This window comes from Rhodanobacter sp. B05, from assembly GCF_002001085.1.
In the GTDB taxonomy this organism is placed as follows: Bacteria; Pseudomonadota; Gammaproteobacteria; order Xanthomonadales; family Rhodanobacteraceae; genus Rhodanobacter.
The window spans coordinates 407,429-425,189 of record NZ_MUNU01000015.1 but is presented as its reverse complement, the minus strand read 5'-3'; the positions used below and the strand labels follow the sequence as shown (position 1 = coordinate 425,189).

General features: G+C 60.0%; 16 protein-coding genes and 1 tRNA gene. 6 read left to right on the top strand and 11 right to left on the bottom strand.

The features are described from left to right. Positions 1–11 precede the first annotated feature (11 nt). Genes B0E47_RS10635 through pilV form a run of 3 tightly spaced genes read right to left on the bottom strand, consistent with a single transcriptional unit; the run spans position 12 to position 2,622 of the window. Complete coding sequence (locus B0E47_RS10635) at positions 12–686, bottom strand: PilX N-terminal domain-containing pilus assembly protein (RefSeq protein WP_168171052.1); 675 nt, start codon at positions 684–686, stop codon at positions 12–14. A gap of 17 nt (positions 687–703) precedes the next feature. Next, positions 704–2,092: a PilW family protein gene (locus B0E47_RS10630; RefSeq protein WP_139351429.1), complete on the bottom strand. Its 1,389-nt coding sequence runs from the start codon at positions 2,090–2,092 to the stop codon at positions 704–706. After that, the gene (gene pilV / locus B0E47_RS10625; protein WP_077514206.1) at positions 2,089–2,622 is read right to left on the bottom strand and encodes a type IV pilus modification protein PilV; all 534 of its coding nucleotides are present in this window, start codon (positions 2,620–2,622) and stop codon (positions 2,089–2,091) included. Before pilV ends, B0E47_RS10630 begins: the two co-directional genes overlap by 4 nt. 490 nt (positions 2,623–3,112) lie before the next feature. On the opposite strand from pilV, the gene pyrC reads away from it, so the two are divergent. From pyrC to B0E47_RS10595, 5 genes are all read left to right on the top strand, one after another. Then, complete coding sequence (gene pyrC / locus B0E47_RS10620; RefSeq protein WP_077514205.1) at positions 3,113–4,156, top strand: dihydroorotase; 1,044 nt, start codon at positions 3,113–3,115, stop codon at positions 4,154–4,156. Between the two features lie 392 nt (positions 4,157–4,548). After that, positions 4,549–4,794 (top strand): BrnA antitoxin family protein, encoded by a 246-nt coding sequence (locus B0E47_RS10610; RefSeq protein WP_077514204.1) that lies wholly within the window; start codon positions 4,549–4,551, stop codon positions 4,792–4,794. Between the two features lie 95 nt (positions 4,795–4,889). Then, a complete protein-coding gene (locus B0E47_RS10605; RefSeq protein WP_077514203.1) occupies positions 4,890–5,072 on the top strand; it encodes a hypothetical protein in 183 nt (60 codons plus the stop codon). A 31-nt stretch (positions 5,073–5,103) separates the two neighbouring features. Beyond that, positions 5,104–5,277 carry a BrnT family toxin gene (locus B0E47_RS10600; RefSeq protein WP_217318923.1) on the top strand — a complete coding sequence of 58 codons (174 nt, stop codon included), beginning with the start codon at positions 5,104–5,106 and terminating at the stop codon, positions 5,275–5,277. A 78-nt stretch (positions 5,278–5,355) separates the two neighbouring features. Further along, positions 5,356–5,625, top strand: coding sequence for a BrnA antitoxin family protein (locus B0E47_RS10595; RefSeq protein WP_077514202.1), 270 nt, complete (start codon positions 5,356–5,358; stop codon positions 5,623–5,625). Between the two features lie 782 nt (positions 5,626–6,407). Here the strand turns inward: B0E47_RS10595 and B0E47_RS10590 are convergent. Beyond that, positions 6,408–6,833 carry a helix-turn-helix transcriptional regulator gene (locus B0E47_RS10590; RefSeq protein WP_217318921.1) on the bottom strand — a complete coding sequence of 142 codons (426 nt, stop codon included), beginning with the start codon at positions 6,831–6,833 and terminating at the stop codon, positions 6,408–6,410. A gap of 245 nt (positions 6,834–7,078) precedes the next feature. Between B0E47_RS10590 and B0E47_RS16875 the strand changes: the two genes are divergently transcribed. Next, the gene (locus B0E47_RS16875) at positions 7,079–7,534 is read left to right on the top strand and encodes a hypothetical protein (RefSeq protein WP_139351428.1); all 456 of its coding nucleotides are present in this window, start codon (positions 7,079–7,081) and stop codon (positions 7,532–7,534) included. Positions 7,535–8,055: 521 nt separating this feature from the next. On the opposite strand, the gene B0E47_RS10585 is transcribed toward B0E47_RS16875, so the two are convergent. The 7 genes from B0E47_RS10585 to ileS form a co-directional block, all read right to left on the bottom strand. After that, positions 8,056–10,413, bottom strand: coding sequence for a DUF5906 domain-containing protein (locus tag B0E47_RS10585; RefSeq protein WP_168171051.1), 2,358 nt, complete (start codon positions 10,411–10,413; stop codon positions 8,056–8,058). A 124-nt stretch (positions 10,414–10,537) separates the two neighbouring features. Next, complete coding sequence (locus tag B0E47_RS16870; RefSeq protein ID WP_139351427.1) at positions 10,538–10,888, bottom strand: hypothetical protein; 351 nt, start codon at positions 10,886–10,888, stop codon at positions 10,538–10,540. 671 nt (positions 10,889–11,559) lie between these two features. Beyond that, positions 11,560–12,789: an integrase arm-type DNA-binding domain-containing protein gene (locus B0E47_RS10575; RefSeq protein ID WP_077514198.1), complete on the bottom strand. Its 1,230-nt coding sequence runs from the start codon at positions 12,787–12,789 to the stop codon at positions 11,560–11,562. A gap of 170 nt (positions 12,790–12,959) precedes the next feature. After that, positions 12,960–13,035, bottom strand: a tRNA-Thr gene (locus B0E47_RS10570). Between the two features lie 56 nt (positions 13,036–13,091). After that, the gene (gene ispH / locus B0E47_RS10565; RefSeq protein WP_077514197.1) at positions 13,092–14,054 is read right to left on the bottom strand and encodes a 4-hydroxy-3-methylbut-2-enyl diphosphate reductase; all 963 of its coding nucleotides are present in this window, start codon (positions 14,052–14,054) and stop codon (positions 13,092–13,094) included. Positions 14,055–14,161: 107 nt separating this feature from the next. After that, entirely contained in the window at positions 14,162–14,662 is a 501-nt protein-coding gene (gene lspA / locus B0E47_RS10560) for a signal peptidase II (protein WP_077514196.1), read from the bottom strand. 135 nt (positions 14,663–14,797) lie between these two features. Beyond that, positions 14,798–17,692, bottom strand: coding sequence for an isoleucine--tRNA ligase (gene ileS, locus B0E47_RS10555; RefSeq protein WP_077514195.1), 2,895 nt, complete (start codon positions 17,690–17,692; stop codon positions 14,798–14,800). Positions 17,693–17,761: the final 69 nt, after the last annotated feature.

Sequence of the window (17,761 nt, the reverse complement as noted above, 5' to 3'; positions counted from 1 at the left end):
GATGCTCCGACTCAATTGTTGGCTTGCGCGTCGAACGTGGTCTGCAACACCTTGACCGTGTTCGCATTGCCGCCGGTGGCCCGCGCGGTGATGCGGTAGATATGCACGCTCACGCTGCCCGTGCCGCCGTTGTTGGGGCCGCTGGCACCCGACTCGTGCTGTGAGCCGCTGACGCCGGGAGGCATCTCCAGACCCAGGTCCTCGATGATGTACACCGGGTTCCTGGCCAGCTTGGCGGTGGCGAGGCTGGTGGAGGTATAGCCGTTTTGCCCGGTGGGGCCGGTGTAGGCGAGACCGACACCGGAAACCCAGCCCTGGCTGGTCAGGAACTTGGTGATGTCGCCGGTGGGGCCATACGGCGCGTTGCTGGCACTGTAGGTGGTGCAGCCATCGTCGGTCGAAATGCTGCCGTTGAGGCAGTTCATGTGAGATCCGACGGTAAGGGTGCGCGCCCACAGCTGCCACTCGGCGCCGCGCAGTGCGGTATTCGCACTCATGGTTGCCTGCTGGGCATTGCGCAGGCCGCCGACCATGCGTTCCTGCAGCAGCGAACGGCCACTGGCGCTGAGCGCGAGAATGGTCAGCAGGATCAGAAAGATCAGGGCCACCACCAGCACCGCGCCGCGCTGGCCGCGCCTACCGAGGGGACCGAAAGATTGCCACTGGATACGATATGAGGTGATCACGCTGGGTTCCTCGCGCATCATGGGTTGTAGTTGCGCACGGCGATCAGCGCCGTGAATTCACGCCGCAACAGCTGGTCGGGGAAACCCTGGTCGCTGCTGGGCTTCACTGCATGGGCGCTTGGCGCGGCGAGCGCCGTGGTAGTCGTGTCGAAGGAGTAGGTGTACCGCTCTTCGTCGGGACTCAGGGTATAGAGCGGCACCTGCCCATCCATCAGCAAATCCACCTCGACGCTTTGCACCGCGCGCCACAGACAGCCCTGGATCGCCCCGGTGACCACGGGATTGGCCGAACCAGGTGGGCAGGTAATCGCGTTGCCGCTGGCATCGGTCGCCGTATCCACCTGATTGGCGGTGAGGAACTGGGTCTCGCCGGCGCTGTTGACCACGCCATAGCGAAAATCCATCCGCTCGACGCCGCGCACCAGCTCGTCTTCGGTGCCGCCACGCGTCGCGGCATTGGGAATGCCTCCATTCACCCGCCGCACCAGGGCGCCCGTGGTATGGCCGTTGCCCGCATCCACCACCTTCAGGTAATAGGTGACGGTCTGGAAATCGCGATTGAGGTCGAACACCTTGACCGCACTCGTCCCCACCATCGCCGTGGGTGTCGTGAAGTTGCTGGTGGCCGGCGTCAGCGTAGCCGAGCCCTGGCCAGTCACCGCGAAAATCTGCGCATTCGAATAGTTGGCCAGCATGATCAGATCGCCACCCTTGATGTTGCCGATCGGTGGTTCGCTGTAAGCGGTTATCGGCACCAGGTTGATCTGCTTGAGAGTATTCCCGTCGGCATTGGTCGTGACCGTGGAGCCGGTGACGCTGCTGCCTGGCGGCTCGATCGTCCAGCCGGCCGAGGGGTTGAGGTAGCGCATGGTCAGCACGGCGGCACCGACCACCCGATTGTTCACTGCCTTGCCCATCGCAGGTATCGAGCTGATTGCGGTATTCGGATCGACCGGCGTGCAGGCGGTGAGCGTGCAGTCGTAGCCACGCAGCATCAGGAACGACGGCATCGAATACGGCCCGGTGACCGGCTCGGCCGGATAAGCCCCACCCCACGGCGTGGTGACGTCACTCAGTGCGGCAGTGAGGGTCGAACCCTTCACGTACACCGAAGGTGAGCGCAGACCATCCAGGAAGGGCAAGCCGGCGCCACTCTGGCTGGCGTTGCCGCCGGTGGTGGTGCCGTACTGGCTGTTGATGCTGCCGACGTCCATCTTGATGCGGGCCACCGCGAAGCGCCCTTCCTCCTGCAACGTCGCCAATTGGGTCTGCGCCTTGTTGCTGCTGGATGTGGACGCAAACACGGTGACGATGCCCGCGGCCACCAGCAGGCCAAGCACCATCGCCACCATGAGTTCGATGAGGGTGAAGCCACCCTGACGGGAGGATCGGATGAAGGCCGTCACGGCTGGAACTCCCAGGCAAAGGTCTGAGTCGGCGCGGGCGCGCTGAGATGGGCGTTGTCACCGGCGCTGCGCTCGCCCCAGGTGATGCTCATCGCGCAGGTGCCGCCGTATGGTGGACGTTTGTCCACCTGGCCGGCACTGACCGGATTGAAGCTGCCGGTGCCAGGGGCACATGTGATCTGGGCCGTCGCCCCAGGCGGCAAAAACGTCCTCAGCTGGCTACTCCACATCTGCTGGTCGTATGTCGCCAGCTCAGCCGGTGTGCATCCCGCGGAACAATCCTGCGTGACGCTGAGCGGATAAGCCGTGCTGTTGTAGCTGTTGCTCCATACGCCAATCGGGTTGGCGCTCATGCGATCGGCCATGCTGTGGGCAAGATACGTCACCTGGGTACGCAGGTAGGCGGCCTGATTGGAGCGCGTGGCCACCACCATCAGGCTGGCCAGGCCGATCAGGCCGATGCTGAAGATCAGCACGGCCATCATCACCTCAATCAACGAGATACCTCGCTGACGCGACAGGACTTGCATGGAATTCTCCCTGATACCCCTGCATGCACTGTACCCATCCGCCCTACGGCGGCCAGCCCCCAGCCGACCAGCGGTAGCAATTGCCCGACAAGCGGTGGGCCGGGTGTGGGAAAGAGTGCTTGCGGTCACGTTGATGGCGGGAAACCATATCGTGTGACCCGCGTCGTGGCCCAGTCGTTATCCCTTCTCCCTCCAGCGCTGGTCAACTGCCGAAGCCCGGATCCTTCTCCCCTCGGGAGAAGGTGGCGCGAAGCGCCGGATGAGGGTACGGGCGGAGCATGAAGTTTCGGCCCCCGCCCGAACCCTCTCCCCAACCCCTCTCCCAGAGGGAGAGGGGTTTTCATTGCGCTTGCGGGCGATAATGAGCCGGTCGCGCGGCTCACTGCACACCACCATCAAGCACCCATCATTCCGGAAAAATCCGCATGCGTCTTCGCTACAGCCCTTCCGCCGATCATCCGACTGCGCGCCTGTGTGTGGAGTCCGGCCGATGACCCCCACCCGCCTCGACCTCTGCCGCCCCGACGACTGGCACGTGCACCTGCGCGATGGCGCAGCGCTGGCCTCGGTCGTCGCCGACACCGCGCGCCGGTTTGCGCGCGCCATCGTGATGCCGAACCTCAAGCCGCCGGTGATGACGGTGGCGCAGGCCGAAGACTATCGCCGACGGATTCTGGCCTGCCTGCCGCCGGATGCGCGCTTCGAACCTTTGATGACGCTGTACCTCACCGAAGCCACACCGGCCGAGGAAATCGAGCAAGCCAAGGCCAGCGGCACCGTGTTTGCCGTCAAGTACTATCCGGCCGGCGCCACCACCAACTCGCAGGACGGGGTGCGTGATCTCACCCGCATCTATGGCGTGCTGGAAGCGATGGAACGGCATGACCTGCCGCTGCTGCTGCATGGCGAGGTGACCGACCCGGGCATCGACATCTTCGATCGCGAGCGCGTGTTCATCGAGCGCCACCTGATGCCGCTGCAAGCGAGGTTCCCCAGCTTGCGCATGGTGCTCGAACACATCACCACGCGCGAAGCGGTCGATTTCGTCAGCGAAGGTCCTGCCAACCTGGCGGCCACGATCACGGCGCATCATCTGCTGCTGAACCGCAATGCGTTGTTCGAGGGTGGCGTCAACCCGCACCACTACTGCGCGCCGATCCTGAAACGCGAAACCCATCGCACGGCCCTGCTGCAGGCCGTCACCAGCGGCAACCCGCGATTCTTCCTCGGCACCGACAGCGCGCCGCATCCGCGTCACGCCAAGGAATCGGCGTGCGGTTGCGCGGGCGTCTACACCGCGCACGCCGCCATCGAGTTGTATGCCGAAGCGTTCGAACAAGCCGGCAAGCTCGACCGCCTGGAGGCCTTCGCCAGCTTCCACGGCCCGGACTTCTATCGCCTGCCGCGAAACCGGGAGCGCCTCCTTCTGCAGAAGCAGTCGTGGACGGTGCCATCCGACTTCGCGCTGGGCGATGCGACCTGCGTGCCGATGCGCGCGGGGAAGACGGTGGCGTGGTCGCTGGTGGAAGGCTGAGCATCGGGCCACGCTGCCTCACCCAGGTTTGCACGCCCGGCAGCGGATTGTGACGCTGTATGTGGCATTGCGCGCCAAGTGCCGGAGTGACGGCGAGCAAGCGTTGACAGGGCAATTATTGGGGGTACAACAAATGCTATGAAAGTCAGCTACGACCCGGCAAAGAACGCCGCCAATATCGCGGCAGGCCGCCTGTCCTTCAGATGAGGTGGCACGGTTCGACTTCCAGACAGCGGTGTTCACGGTAGACGACCGCCGCGACTAAGGCGAGACCCGGTATCGAGGGTTCGGGTTTCTTGGCCAGCGCCTGCATGCGTTGGTGTTCGTGGAAACCGTCAATGGCATCCGGGTTGTGAGCTTCCGCAAGGCCAACGATCGCGAGGTGAAACGGTATGAAAAAGCACGCAACGCATGACGAAAACCCGGAGTGGACAGGTGCGGATTTCAAGCGCGCCGTGCCGGTGTCAGGCTTGCCAAAGTCGCTGCAAGGGAAGCTGCGAGGCCGGCCCAAGGCAGCGGTGACCAAGGAGGCCGTGAAGCTTCGCCTTGATCCGGACGTGCTGGCCGTGCTGCGCGCCACCGGCCCGGGCTGGCAGACCCGCGTCAACACGATGCTGCGCGAGCGATTCGCGCTGTAGGCAATGCTCGCGGGCAAAGGCTTACGCAGGCGTTCGAGCGGGCGCCACAGCGCGCCCGTGCTGCGTACCTGGAGGAATGTGCGGAGCGCAGCCAAGTGCGCGGTCCGACGTTCCTGCGCGACCTGCGATTCCACGACCCGCGCCACGAGGCGATCAGTCGCGTTGCCTCGCGCTTCCAGCTCCACGAGCTGGCAAAGATCACGGGACACCGGGATACGCGGATGCTGCCGCGCTACTACCACCCGGATGCCGCCGGCCCCGCCAGGCGGTTGCTTTGACGAGTATATATAAAATATATATAATCGTGTCATGCACCACGAAGCCGACCCCGCGAAAGCGGACGCGAATCTTGCCAAGCACGGCGTGGCTTTCGACGAGGCCGCGACCTGCCTGCTCGATCCGATGGCGCTGGTCATGGAAGACGAAGCGCCGGATGAGGTGCGTTGTGTGCTGGTGGGCACCAGCGAACGCGGCGCGTGCTGACCGTGGTGTACACGATGCGCGGCGATGTGCCGCGCCTGATTTCGGCCCGTAAGGCCACTGCACGGGAGAAGGCGAGCTATGAAGACTGAGTACGATTTCAGCAAGGCCAAGCGTGCGAAGGATGTGCCGCACCTGGCAAAACTGCAGGCGGCGGCTGCCACGGGCAAAACACGCATCTCGATCATGCTGGACGATGACGTGATTGCTGGGTTCCGTGCCCGCGCCGCCGTCGATGGCATGGGCTACCAAACCGAGATCAACCGCGCTCTGCGCGCCAGCCTGCAGGGCGAGCCGGTGACGCTGGAAACCCTTCGCAAGCTCATTCGCGAGGAACTGCACGCGACCTGACGCTCTGCTGCCATCAGGAAAAAATGGCGCCGCGGCAGTCCTGGGGAACCCTCTAATTCCCCAAGACTGCCGCGGCGTTTTGACAACAAAAAAAGCGGGTTTGGCGTGGAAGGGGGAGGTGGAGCGCTGGGGTGGGCAGTGCAGCCCAAGCTACGCTCAGCGCGAACGGGATCCACGCTGATGCTTCCTCGCCTACCCGAAAAAAAACGGCCCGATCCGGAGATCGAGCCGTTTGCACACGCTTGCAACTGGTGCGGAAATAGGAATCGCATTATGTCTCGCAAAGCCTTGTCTTATGCGATTTTCTGACCTGCTTACATCGAAGATACCCCCAAAAATACCCCCTGCCTTAAACCCCTAGGCTAGAACCTCTGCAGTCAGTGCTCCTTGAGCCGCCCCACGATTTAGACAGTGGGTGCATCCGAAATGTCGGCTTGGACCGAGCGGCGCTAGAGCCCTTAGAGCCCTCCCCCATGCGGACCAAGCCATCAGGACACCCCCTCGCTGTCATCGCGGCCCACCAAGGGGCATGCATACGTGATAGCCCCCAAAATTTTCCGCCCCTTCAAAAACTTAGGCTGTGCAGTACATGCTGTCATCGTGTCATCAGCAAAAATGAAGTTCCGGCAGCGGCGCGGCGGATGGGGGCAGCACAGGGGGCGCTTCTTGTTCTCTTTATTTTTCTACCAACTACGAAAAATAGTGATGACAGTGATGACATGCTCACAAAGCCTCGCGCTTACTAGCTTTGGTCGTCATCGCCTCCTTGATGACTTGTGATATCAGCCGCGTACAGGCTTGCGTTTAGCGCGTGGCGACGGAGCTATCTTGCCCCGTGCTGTTCCTGTCTTGGTTTTGCTAGTGCTTTTCTTCGTGCGTGTTGCAGGTTGTTGCACCTGACTGCTGGTGCTCGCGGTCGTCTTCCGTACCTCGCGTATGCCAGCCTCTACGGTCTTCCCGAACTGCTCCATGTCGCTACCGCAAGCATGTACCCAGTCCCACAGTTGAAGACCGTCTAGCCGCTTGTAGCCCAGTTCGGCTTGGCTGACAAAGTTCTGGCTACGCCCAAGGCGTTCCGCAAGGTCGATTTGCGTCAAACCTGCTTCTAGTCGCATCTCCCGCAATGTTTGGTGGATCGCCTTGTACTCGGCACGGTAGTGCGACTTCTGAGCAGTCTTGCTAGGAGCCTTGGGTTTCAACCGTTTCACGGTGCCCACCTATCTATGACAGTGGACACACAAGCTATACACGGTGTGAATGTACGCCTAGATCGTCTACACCTAGACGCTATATAGTGCGAAGCACTGACCTAGAGTAGGCTGTGAAGTGTTGCCTGGGGGATGACCCTAGCGGGCTGGCTATGGGCGAAAAATTACGGCTGCGCAAGTGGGGCGAGTGCAATGCATTTCGTAATTATTGGGTTACACACATTGGCAATCTACGGAGGGACGTCATGCATAAGATCATTACATTGATTCTGGTGGCCGCACTTTTGGCGAGCTGCGTCACGGTTCCAGCAGATCGCGTTTTTAACGGTCGAGTCTACAATCTCTCAACGGGTGAAGTTATTCCGTTCGTTGCTCATACCAATAGAGATGGCAAGAGCGTATTAACTGCCGGACCCACGGCATCTGGGGAAAGCTTCTCTGGCGAAGCTACTTCGATTCAGAACGCAACGCAGACTTCATCATATGGAAGCGCCGTGGCTTCTAATCCGAGTGATGCTTTTAGCACTTACGTCACGAACTCCAGCTACTCCGTCTCGCGCCCGGGGTATCAGAATGGTGCGGCCATACTGGTCGGAAACAAAGGTACGGTGATTGATGTTGTCTACCAAGTAACGTATTCCGGCACCGGCGAGGGTGAAGGCAAAGACAACAAGGGCAATCACTACAGGCTAATGCTTTAACTGCCGCTACTTCCCGGCTTGGTCGATCTGGGTTAGGCCCGCTTCGATCTGCGTTTCGCAACGTGGGAGGTTCTATGGGATTAATAAGTACCTTCAAAAGGTCTCTCGCCAGAACACGTGCCGCACAGCAAGCAACAAAGTTGCTGGTGAATGGGAGAGGTGTTGACGCATTTCATACTGTAAAAGCATTTATAGAGGATGATGAAACACTTTTGAGTGTTCTGACCCACTTTAAAGTGGACCTTGATACGGTTCACACCATCTATCATATTTTGCATGGATTTATTGGTGATGATATTTACAGGGGCATATCCGTACCAATCTCAGCCATTCTAGACGCGGACACTCTTTCGTATATGCTTCGCGCGCATCATGGCGATATCAACAGGTGGGATGCGATCCAGTTAATTCAAAAACACTTTCATTCCAGTGCGTCCGTATTCATACCGGAAAGACAGTACCGCATCGCAAATGGATGCTAGGGGCCGGCGCGCGCGGCAGGCCCATTCATGCAAACACGATCACACTAGACCCGGACGCTTCTTAATGACGGCTTCTTCGTAGTGCTCGTATAGCGCAGAGATTCCAGCATCCTGCCATTTCTTGATGCTCCGCAGGACGATGACACGCTTTGTCTCCGTCTTCCCAACCTTCGTCTTGCGTTGCGCTTGAATGCTGACAGCCCCATCGGCTAGGTTGAACAGTTCGTCACGGATGACCTTGTCTGAAGGCATAGGGTGAAACCTCTCTCCCATTGCGGTCTTTACGTCATCAACGGCTACTGCATCTCCGACAAACGGGTACTCGCGCGCTTGAAACTTGTCGTTTAGCCATTGCGCCCACTCACTACGGTTCGCTTCCATCATCACACGCTTGGCTGCCGTCTGCGGCGGCGGGGCATTCGGGTCGAACCCATCTCCATTCATACCGTAGTGAAGTACTAGGTAAAGCAGCGCACCAGGTCGATTCTTGATGAGATCGTGAACACGGTTTGCCAAGTCCTGTGGCACCTTCGGTGCTTCGGTTGAAATCACGTGATAACGCCGATCATGTGCACCAAAGAAAGCTGCATCATCGTAATTGCTGCTAGCGAAGATCGTGCACACGTTCTCTATGTCTCGCCCATCCTTGCCCTTCCTGACGACGGAAACCCGGTTATCCGTTATGAGGGGCTTCAGATCGTTGGCCCGTGCTTGGGCATCCTTCCTGTTACCTAACCATAGCTCCGAGATACTTAGTATGCGATGACCCTGCGCATACCCGTTGAAGTCAGAACTTACTTCGCGCGTCTCAACAGAGCGAACGTTGTCATTTCCAAATAATGCTCGTGGCATGTCTAGCAAGAGAGTGCTCTTGCCGCTACCCTCCGTCTTACCTATGAGAAGTGTCGCATGACGAATCCTTTCTGATGGGTGCTTGTAGAGGTAGGCGTACTTGACGAAAATCGACTTGAGACCTTCTTTGGTTTCAGCATTGTTGCTAGCCAAGTGCAACAAAAAATCACGGAACGTCCGCACATCTTCGGGACTAGGCGTTATCGGTACTACGTCGTGCGGACTATACGTATTCGCAACTGTGCGCCCGTTGGTATCGAGAAATGTGCGCAGCGCTCCCGGCCTGTAGTCGGTGTAATCAGCAAATACGGCGGCTCCTTCCTTCACAAGGGTGCTAGCAGCAACAGAACGCCCGGATGGTCGAGGCATGTGGCGCGCTAAGCTGGTGTCCAGCGATTCTTTGCACAACAGCAACCCATCATGGATGTATTGGTTTTCAGTGCTCACATAAATCACGTGATCCTTTAAGTAGGCATTCGCTTGCTCGATAGTCCATCGTTCGCCGCTAGCCGCATGTGCGGCGACTACGGCTTGGTGCGCGGCCGGGTCTTCTGTGTTGTCGCGGAGCATGTCGGCGTACCACCCCGCTTTATAAGCGCGCGCAATGAGTGCACCGATGCCTGAGCGGTTAAACCCATCAAATCGACGGCGTTGCTGCTCTAGTGATTCTTCCCGCCAACTCTCGACACCTTCCGGCGTGCTCTGTGACCATTCGGCCCATAGCTGGAAAGTCACGTCACGTGAAAGATGCCCCTCACAAGCGAGTGCCATACCTACGGCTAGCCAGTCGCAGCGGTTGTTGACTTGGTTCGCAGGCAGGGATGCAAGCATGGAACGTAACGTCGGCTTCCTCGCTTTATCAGGAAGTTCCTCGTACCACGACGGCACGTGATCGGGGATGGCAGTAACACCGGTCACCACGGCTCCAGTCGGTGGCGCTGTGCCGCTGATCCCAAGACCATTGTCCCTGAGCCGATCGCACGCAGCTTCAAATGCTTCCAAAGCCACGCTACCGAAACGGCAGCGATAACCTGTTACAGGTCGCCCGTCGTTGCCGAACTTTGGCTTCTTGTTCGTTGTTCGTACAGGGCGTAGAAGTGATGCCGCATCAGCGGTGCGCGATGGGTCTGCTAGCAAGCCGGCCAATCTAACCGCATCTTTGAATTTCAGCGCAATAGAGTCCCACTGGTCACGCGAAACGCTTTCATCTAGCAGCCAGTACACGTGTAGGCCGCCACCGCTATGCACTATGAGGTGATACGGCTCGCCAAATGCTTGTACGAACTCGGCAAGCGCGCGCTCTGCATCTTCAAGAGTGGCATACGCCTTCCCCGGCTTGTCGGGGTCTACGTCGATATCGAGGAAGTAGGTACGTAGCTTGGAGACGTTCTCTTTCTTCCTGCCCCAGCGCTCATTGTCGCCCTTCACCTCATCATGAGGATGCGCGTACGAAGCAACGGCTTGCCATACCTCCATGCCGCCAGCATCAAGTTCCGTGCACCTTGCGGCCATCGCTTCGGCGCTATCGAACGAATCGTGATTCATACGCCCGTTAGAAGGGTGCTTATACGCAAGCACCCAATATGGCCCTTCCTCTGGAAGTATTAGTTTTAGAAAGGCTCCAAGCTCAAGCGGATGCGTAGGTCGGATAGATGTTATTGGTAGTGCGTCAGTCTGTGCCATGGTCACCACGACTATTGTTTCTGAAAATTGCAAGCAGGGCATTAGCGACGCGTCGCGTCTTCAGAAGTTTACGAAGGCGTGGGTATTTGATTTGTGTTGCAACAAGATCTTCTTCACCAGAATGCATTCTGCGTATGACAAGACCTTTTGACTTCAGCTCGAATATATAGTCGAAGTATTCTTTGTCGGCTCTGTCAGCAAAGATGTTTAATTGGTCACGAAGAGGGGCCAGCGTGTACTTCGGTAATAGGCGATTAAATTTCGACAATTCATGGAAGCACTTCTCACCATAAACATGCGCATATGGATCACTATCAATCACCTTCCTGCTGGTCATTTGAACGCCTCCTTGGCATCGTGCTGCGAAATACAGTTGTAGATACGCCTCTAGGCGGCTCGCTGTTGGTCGCGCTTGGCGACGCAGTCCTGCATGTACGCATCTACTTCCGCACTGGAATAAACGACGCAGCGCAGTCCCATCCGAATAGGCAGGGGCCAGTTAGGAATGGTGTGTGCTCGCCGAAAGAATTCACTGCGGCTAATACCTAGACGATGAAGGACTTCAGGGAGTTTTAGGAAGCGTATAGGTTGAGCGGCGGGGATATCAAAATGTCCCATGGAACTCTCCGGGGCTATGCGGAATGAATGGGAATACCCTAGCCCCGAAATGCTGTGCGGTCGAACCCTTGGAATATTAGTTTCTTCATACGCCTCAAAGGGGCGCATGTTTGCTACTCATCCGACACATGTTGTCTAGCCAACTCCGCATTCCAAGCTTGCATCCAGACTAATATGGTTCGTTGCTTTGCAATGATTGGATATGCCTTCAGCACACGGTCTGCGAATTTCGTTTTTGTACCTCTCACTCGAAAGTGCCCTTGTTTTGCAAGCGCCTTATATTCTGGCTCAAATTCGCGCCTAGCCTTGTCGTAGTCGGTACCTGCATAGCCTTTGCCACGTAGTGACTTGGGTATGCTTTCTTCAATTACGAATGTCGGCTGACCTTTCCTAGCCATTGCTCTGCGCCTTTTTGCCCATCGTGACTACGTTGCTGGTGTTGTCTCGCAGTACGTCTAGATAGTCTGCCCACTCCTGCATCATCTTCTGCCGTTCCTGCAGGTACTGTGCGCGGTTGTAGGCTGCACGCACCTTGTTGCGCTCGGCGTGTGCAAGCTGGCGTTCGATCACGTCCGGTTTCCAGCCCATTTCGTTCAAGCGTGTAGATGCCATCGCGCGGAAGCCGTGGCCGGTCATGGTGTCTTTGTCAAAGCCCATCCGACGCAAGGCTGCATTCACTGTGTTTTCTGACATGGGGCGGCTTGTGCTGCGCTCTCCGGGGAATACATAGCGGCTACGTCCGGTCAGTGGGTGCAGCTCACGAAGGATTGCTATCGCTTGCAGTGGCAAAGGAACGATATGTTCCTCGCGCATCTTCATCTTCCCGGCGGGGATACGCCAAACCGCACCATCCAGATCAAATTCTTCCCACTCGGCATGGCGAAGCTCACCCGGCCGAACAAATACCAGCGGCGCAAGTTTCAATGCGGAACGCGCAACCAGTCCGCCGCTGTAACCATCAATGGCACGTAGTAGCTCACCTACTGCATGTGGGTCAGTGATTGCTGCGCGTGACTTTGAGACTACGGGTGCCAGTGCGCCGCGTAGATCGGCGGTAGGGTCATGCTTGGCTCGACCTGTGGCGATCGCATAGCGAAAGATTTGACTGCAACGCTGTTTTGTACGGTGTGCAGTCTCGTGCGCTCCCCGTTCCTCTATCCGACGAAGAACGCGCAGCATTTCCGGTGCGTCAATTTCGGTAATGGGTCGGTTACCCATCCACGGTGATACCAAGTCGTCTAGGGTCCACTGAGCCTTCGTAAACGTAGCCTTAGCCATACGAGGCTTTTGCTTTTTCAGCCACTCTGCGGCAATAGCATCAAAAGTGTTGGCAGCCGCCACTTTGTCGGCCACCTTACGCACACGCTTCATTGCGCCGGGATCATTGCCATCACGCAGCAGCGTCCGTGCAGCGTCGCGGCGTTGGCGGGCCTCACTCAGGCCCACTTCTGGGTAGACGCCAAGCGCTAGCAGCTTCTCCTTGCCCCCATGGCGATATTTCATGCGCCAGTAGCGACCGCCTTCCTGCACATGCAGGTACAGGCCGCCGCCGTCGAAATGTTTACCGGGCTTCGCAGCCTTGATCGCCAATACGGTTAGCTTGCCGGTGTCGCTTGCCATGACGAATTCCCAGCCAGATACCCCCACGGGGTCTTTGTACCCCCGAACATACCCCCGCGTCGCGCGGGCTGCAATGGGATGCCCTGAAACGTATAGGCACAAAAAAACCCGCATTTCTGCGGGTTTTAGTGGTTTCGTGGGTTGTCGTGGGACGACCTGAAACGTATAGATGGTGCCGGAAATAGGAATCGAACCTACGACCTACGCATTACGAATGCGCCGCTCTACCAACTGAGCTATTCCGGCAAAGAACCGCGGATTTTACGGGGCGTGCCGCGGCGACGCAAGCGCGGCCGGTTCGCTCAGAAGCTCGCGGAACCGGCGCCCCCCAGCAGGCGCAGCTCCCTGGGCAGGGCAAAGGTGATGTTTTCCGGCTCGCCGTCGAGTTCGCGCACGTCGCCCGCGCCCCATGACTGCAGCCGGGCGATCACGTCGCGCACCAGTTTGTCCGGGGCCGACGCGCCGGCGGTCAGGCCGATGTGCTTGACGCCGTCGAGCCAGTGGCGCTCGATGTGTTCGGCGCCGTCGATGAGGAACGAGCGCACGCCCTGCTTCTCGGCCAGTTCGCGCAGGCGATTGGAGTTGGAGCTGTTGATCGAGCCGACCACCAGCATAAGGTCGACCGCGTCGGCGAGCCGGCGCACCGCGTCCTGGCGATTCTGGGTGGCGTAGCAGATGTCGTCCTTGCGCGGACCCTCGATGTCGGGAAACTTTTCGCGCAGCGCCCCGATGATCGCCTTGGTGTCGTCGACCGACAGCGTGGTCTGGGTGACATAGGACAAGGCATGCGGGAATTTCGGGCTCAGCCGCGCGACCGATTCCAGCGATTCGACCAGCACGATCTCGCCGCTGTTGGCGGTGTTCCACTGCCCCATCGTGCCTTCGACTTCGGGATGGCCGGCGTGGCCGATCAACACCACGCTGCGACCGATGCGGCCCAGCCGCGCCACTTCCATGTGCACCTTGGTCACCAGCGGACAGGTGGCGTCGAACACCTTCAGGTTCCGCTGGTCAGCTTCCTCGCGCACCGCCTGCGACACGCCATGTGCGCTGAAGATCACCGTGGCTCCGTCGGGTACCTCGTGCAGTTCCTCGACGAACACCGCGCCGTCGGCGCGCAGCTTGTCCACCACGTAGCGGTTGTGTACCACTTCGTGGCGCACGTAGATCGGCGCGCCATACGACTCCAGCGCACGCTCGACAATGGCGATCGCGCGATCGACGCCGGCGCAGAAGCCGCGGGGGTTGGCGAGCAGGATATCCAAGACGACCTCGTTCTTGATTCACGTAGGAGCCCGCTTGCGGGCGATGCACTTGTCGAAGCATCAAGGCAAGAGCATCGCCCGCAAGCGGGCTCCTACAGAAGAGGCAATTATCGCACGCCGCCTGCGGACTTGCCGCCGAACAGGCCGAACGCCACGAGCATCACGGCGCCCACCGTGATGCCGCAATCGGCGAGATTGAATACCGGGTAGCTCCACTGGCGGAAGTACACCTGGATGAAGTCGGTGACCTGCGCCGCATGCAGCCGATCGATGAGGTTGCCGATGGCGCCACCGATGATGAAGGCCAACGGCATCGCGGTGCGCCAGTCGCGCCGCGGCGTGCGTCGCAGCCACACCACCAGCACCGCGCTGATCACCACGGCAAGCGCCACGAAGAACCAGCGCTGCCAACCGGCGCCATCGGCGAGAAAACTGAACGCGGCGCCGCTGTTGAACGCCAGCGTCCAGTTCAGGAAACCGGGAATCACCGCATGCGGCATGCCCATCGGCTGCAGCGCGTGCACCGCCCACCATTTGCTGAGCTGGTCGAGCGCGATGACGGTGATGGAAAGCCACAGCCAGATGAGTGCGTTGGGTTTGGTGGTCATCGAAAGTCTCTCAAGACTGATTCCTTCTCCCTTCGGGAGAAGGTGCCCGCAGGGAGGATGAGGGTTCGAGCGGAGCGAAGTGCCGCGCTTCGCCCGAACCCTCACCCCTCTCCCGACGGGAGAGGGGCCATGTTGTCAGAACCAGCGGCGATCTTCGCCCGGCCCTTCGACATTGCCGACGCAGCGCCCGCACAACTCGGGATGATCGGCATGACTGCCGACATCGTCGCGTCGATGCCAGCAACGTACACACTTGGAGGCTTCGCTGACGCTCGCGGACACCCAGGCCTCGGCGCCCTCCAGTTCAACCCGGGCCGAATCGTCGGGACGCGGCGTCAATGACGCCAGCTCGAGTTCGGAGGTGATGAAGAAGAAGCGCAACTCGTCCGCACTTTCCGCATAGCGCTTCTGCAGCGCCGCATCGATATGGATGACGAGCTTCGCTTCGAGCGCCGCGCCGATCCGCTCGGCCTTGCGCATGCCCTCGAGCACGCGCGAGGCGGCATCGCGGATCGCCAGCAGATCGGTCCAGTAGCGACGTTGTTCGGGCGATCCCTGACAAGACACCAGTCCGTCGTACCACGTCTCGAACAGCACGCTCTCGCCGCGTTCGCCCGGCATCGCCTGCCAGATTTCTTCGGCGGTAAAGCTCAGCACCGGTGCCAGCCAGCGCACCAGCGCTTCGGCGATGCGGTACATCGCGCTCTGCGCGCTGCGCCGGCCGCGACTGTCGCTCGGCATGGTGTAGAGCCGATCCTTGGTGATGTCGAGATACAGGGCGCCCAGTTCGTTCGTGCAGAAATTCTGGATGCGCGCCACGACCTCCGGAAAGTCGTAGCGCTCATAGGCAGCCAGCACCGCCTGCTGCACGTCGTACGCCTGCTGGATTGCCCACTGATCCAGCAGCAGGCTGTCTTCGACGGACACCAGATGCTTGATCGGATTAAAACCGTCGAGATTGCCGAGCAGGAACTTCGCCGTATTGCGGATGCGTCGATACGTGTCCGATACGCGCTTGAGAATCTCGTCCGAAACGGTCATCTCGTTGCGGTAGTCGGCCGACGCCACCCACATGCGCAACACGTCGGCGCCCAAGGTGTCCATCACCTTCTGCGGCGCCACCACGTTGCCCAGCGACTTGGACATCTTGCGGCCGCTCGCATCCACCGCGAAGCCGTGGGTGAGCACGTCGTCATAGGGCGCGCGACCGTGGATCGCCGACGAAGTCAGCAACGAGGATTGGAACCAGCCGCGATGCTGGTCGGAACCTTCCAGATACATCACCTTGTACTGCGATGCCGAGCCCTGCTGCAGTTCCGGACGCTGGCCGATCACCGCGTAATGGGTGACGCCCGAATCGAACCAGACGTCCAGCACGTCGGTGACTTTCTCGTAGTCGTTCGCCTGATCGCCAAGCAGCTCGGCCGCATCCAGCGTGAACCACGCATCGACGCCGCCCTGCTCCACTTTCTTCGCGACCTGCTCCAGCAACGCGACGGAATCGGGATGCAGCTCCTGCGTGGCCTTGTGCACGAACAACGCGATCGGCACGCCCCAGGTGCGCTGGCGCGAGATGCACCAGTCCGGCCGCCCGGCGACCATGCCGGCGATGCGTTCCTCGCCCCAGCCTGGCACCCAGCGCACATCCTTGATCGAGGCCAGCGCCGTCTTGCGCAGATCGGCCTGCTCCATCGAGATGAACCACTGCGGCGTGGTGCGATAGATCACCGGCGTCTTGTGCCGCCAGCAGTTCGGATAGCTGTGCTCGATCTTCGCGAACGCGAGCAGCACGCCACGCCGGCGCAGCAGCTCGACGATGGCATCGTTGGCCTTCCAGATATGCATGCCACCGAGTTCGAGGCCGTCGGCGACCGGCGTGTCGGCGCGGTAGGTGCCGCGCGACTCGATGTAGTTGAGCAGGCCGATGCCGTACTCGCGCGCCACCACGAAATCCTCGACGCCGTGATCGGGCGAGGTGTGCACGGCACCGGTGCCGTCCTCGGCGCTGACGTGGTCGCCGAGGATCACCGGGACTTCGCGCGGGTAGAAGGGATGGTGGAGTTTGAGGTTTTCCAGGGCAGAACCTGTGGCATGGCCGAGGGCCTGAGCACCCTCATCCGCCCTTCGGGCACCTTCTCCCGGAGGGAGAAGGGAGTAGCGTGCGCGCACCTTCTCGACCAGCGCACTGGCAATCACCAGCAGCACGCGCTTGCCGTCGCGTGACGGGCCTTCGATCAGCGCGTATTCCAGCTCCGCGCCGAGCGACACCGCCTGGCTTTCCGGCAGCGTCCACGGCGTGGTGGTCCAGATCGGGATGGCGACGATGGCGTCGCCGGAATCCACGCCGAATTTCGCCGCCAGCGCCTTGCCATCCACGGCGTCATACGCCACGTCGACCGCGGGCGAGACCTTGTCGCCGTACTCGATCTCGGCCTCGGCCAGCGCCGAAGCGCAGTCGAAGCACCAGTACACCGGCTTGGCGCCGCGCATCACATGGCCATTGGCCACGATGCGCGCCAGCGCGCGCAGCATGTCGGCCTCGTAGCTGAAATCCATGGTGCGATACGGCTTCTGCCAATCACCGAGCACACCCAGACGCTTGAAATCGTTGCGCTGGGTGTCGACCTGCTCGGTGGCATATTCGCGGCATTTCTGCCGGAACTGCGCGGCATCGAGCTTGTCGCCCGGCTTGCCGAATTTCTTCTCGACCGCGATCTCGATCGGCAGGCCATGGCAATCCCAACCCGGCACGTACGGCGCACGATGGCCTGACAGCAGTTTCGACTTGACCGTGACGTCCTTGAGGATCTTGTTGACCGCATGGCCGATGTGGATCGCGCCATTCGCGTACGGCGGACCGTCATGCAGCACGAACACGCTGTCGCGCCCCGCCGTCTTCTGCTGGATCTGCGCATAGCGATCCACCCGTTCCCACTCGGCCAGCCATACCGGCTCGCGCTTCGGCAAATCGCCGCGCATCGGAAATTCCGTTTGCGGCAGGTTGATCGTGCTTTTGTAATCCTTGGTCATTGCCTGATGCCATCACTTGAGGTGTTGCGCCCGCCGGGCGCCGGCAGGCAAAGAGTGCAACGTTAAACG

What these genes read in the sequence shown, in the direction of transcription:
- B0E47_RS10600 (WP_217318923.1), top strand. Translation starts at nt 5,104, where the DNA reads ATGCACCACGAAGCCGACCCCGCGAAAGCGGACGCGAATCTTGCCAAG.
- B0E47_RS16875 (WP_139351428.1), top strand. Translation starts at nt 7,079, where the DNA reads ATGCATAAGATCATTACATTGATTCTGGTGGCCGCACTTTTGGCGAGC.
- ileS (WP_077514195.1), bottom strand. Translation starts at nt 17,692, where the DNA reads ATGACCAAGGATTACAAAAGCACGATCAACCTGCCGCAAACGGAATTT.
- B0E47_RS10610 (WP_077514204.1), top strand. Translation starts at nt 4,549, where the DNA reads ATGAAAAAGCACGCAACGCATGACGAAAACCCGGAGTGGACAGGTGCG.
- pyrC (WP_077514205.1), top strand. Translation starts at nt 3,113, where the DNA reads ATGACCCCCACCCGCCTCGACCTCTGCCGCCCCGACGACTGGCACGTG.
- B0E47_RS10585 (WP_168171051.1), bottom strand. Translation starts at nt 10,413, where the DNA reads ATGAATCACGATTCGTTCGATAGCGCCGAAGCGATGGCCGCAAGGTGC.
- B0E47_RS10575 (WP_077514198.1), bottom strand. Translation starts at nt 12,789, where the DNA reads ATGGCAAGCGACACCGGCAAGCTAACCGTATTGGCGATCAAGGCTGCG.
- B0E47_RS16870 (WP_139351427.1), bottom strand. Translation starts at nt 10,888, where the DNA reads ATGACCAGCAGGAAGGTGATTGATAGTGATCCATATGCGCATGTTTAT.
- lspA (WP_077514196.1), bottom strand. Translation starts at nt 14,662, where the DNA reads ATGACCACCAAACCCAACGCACTCATCTGGCTGTGGCTTTCCATCACC.
- pilV (WP_077514206.1), bottom strand. Translation starts at nt 2,622, where the DNA reads ATGCAAGTCCTGTCGCGTCAGCGAGGTATCTCGTTGATTGAGGTGATG.
- B0E47_RS10595 (WP_077514202.1), top strand. Translation starts at nt 5,356, where the DNA reads ATGAAGACTGAGTACGATTTCAGCAAGGCCAAGCGTGCGAAGGATGTG.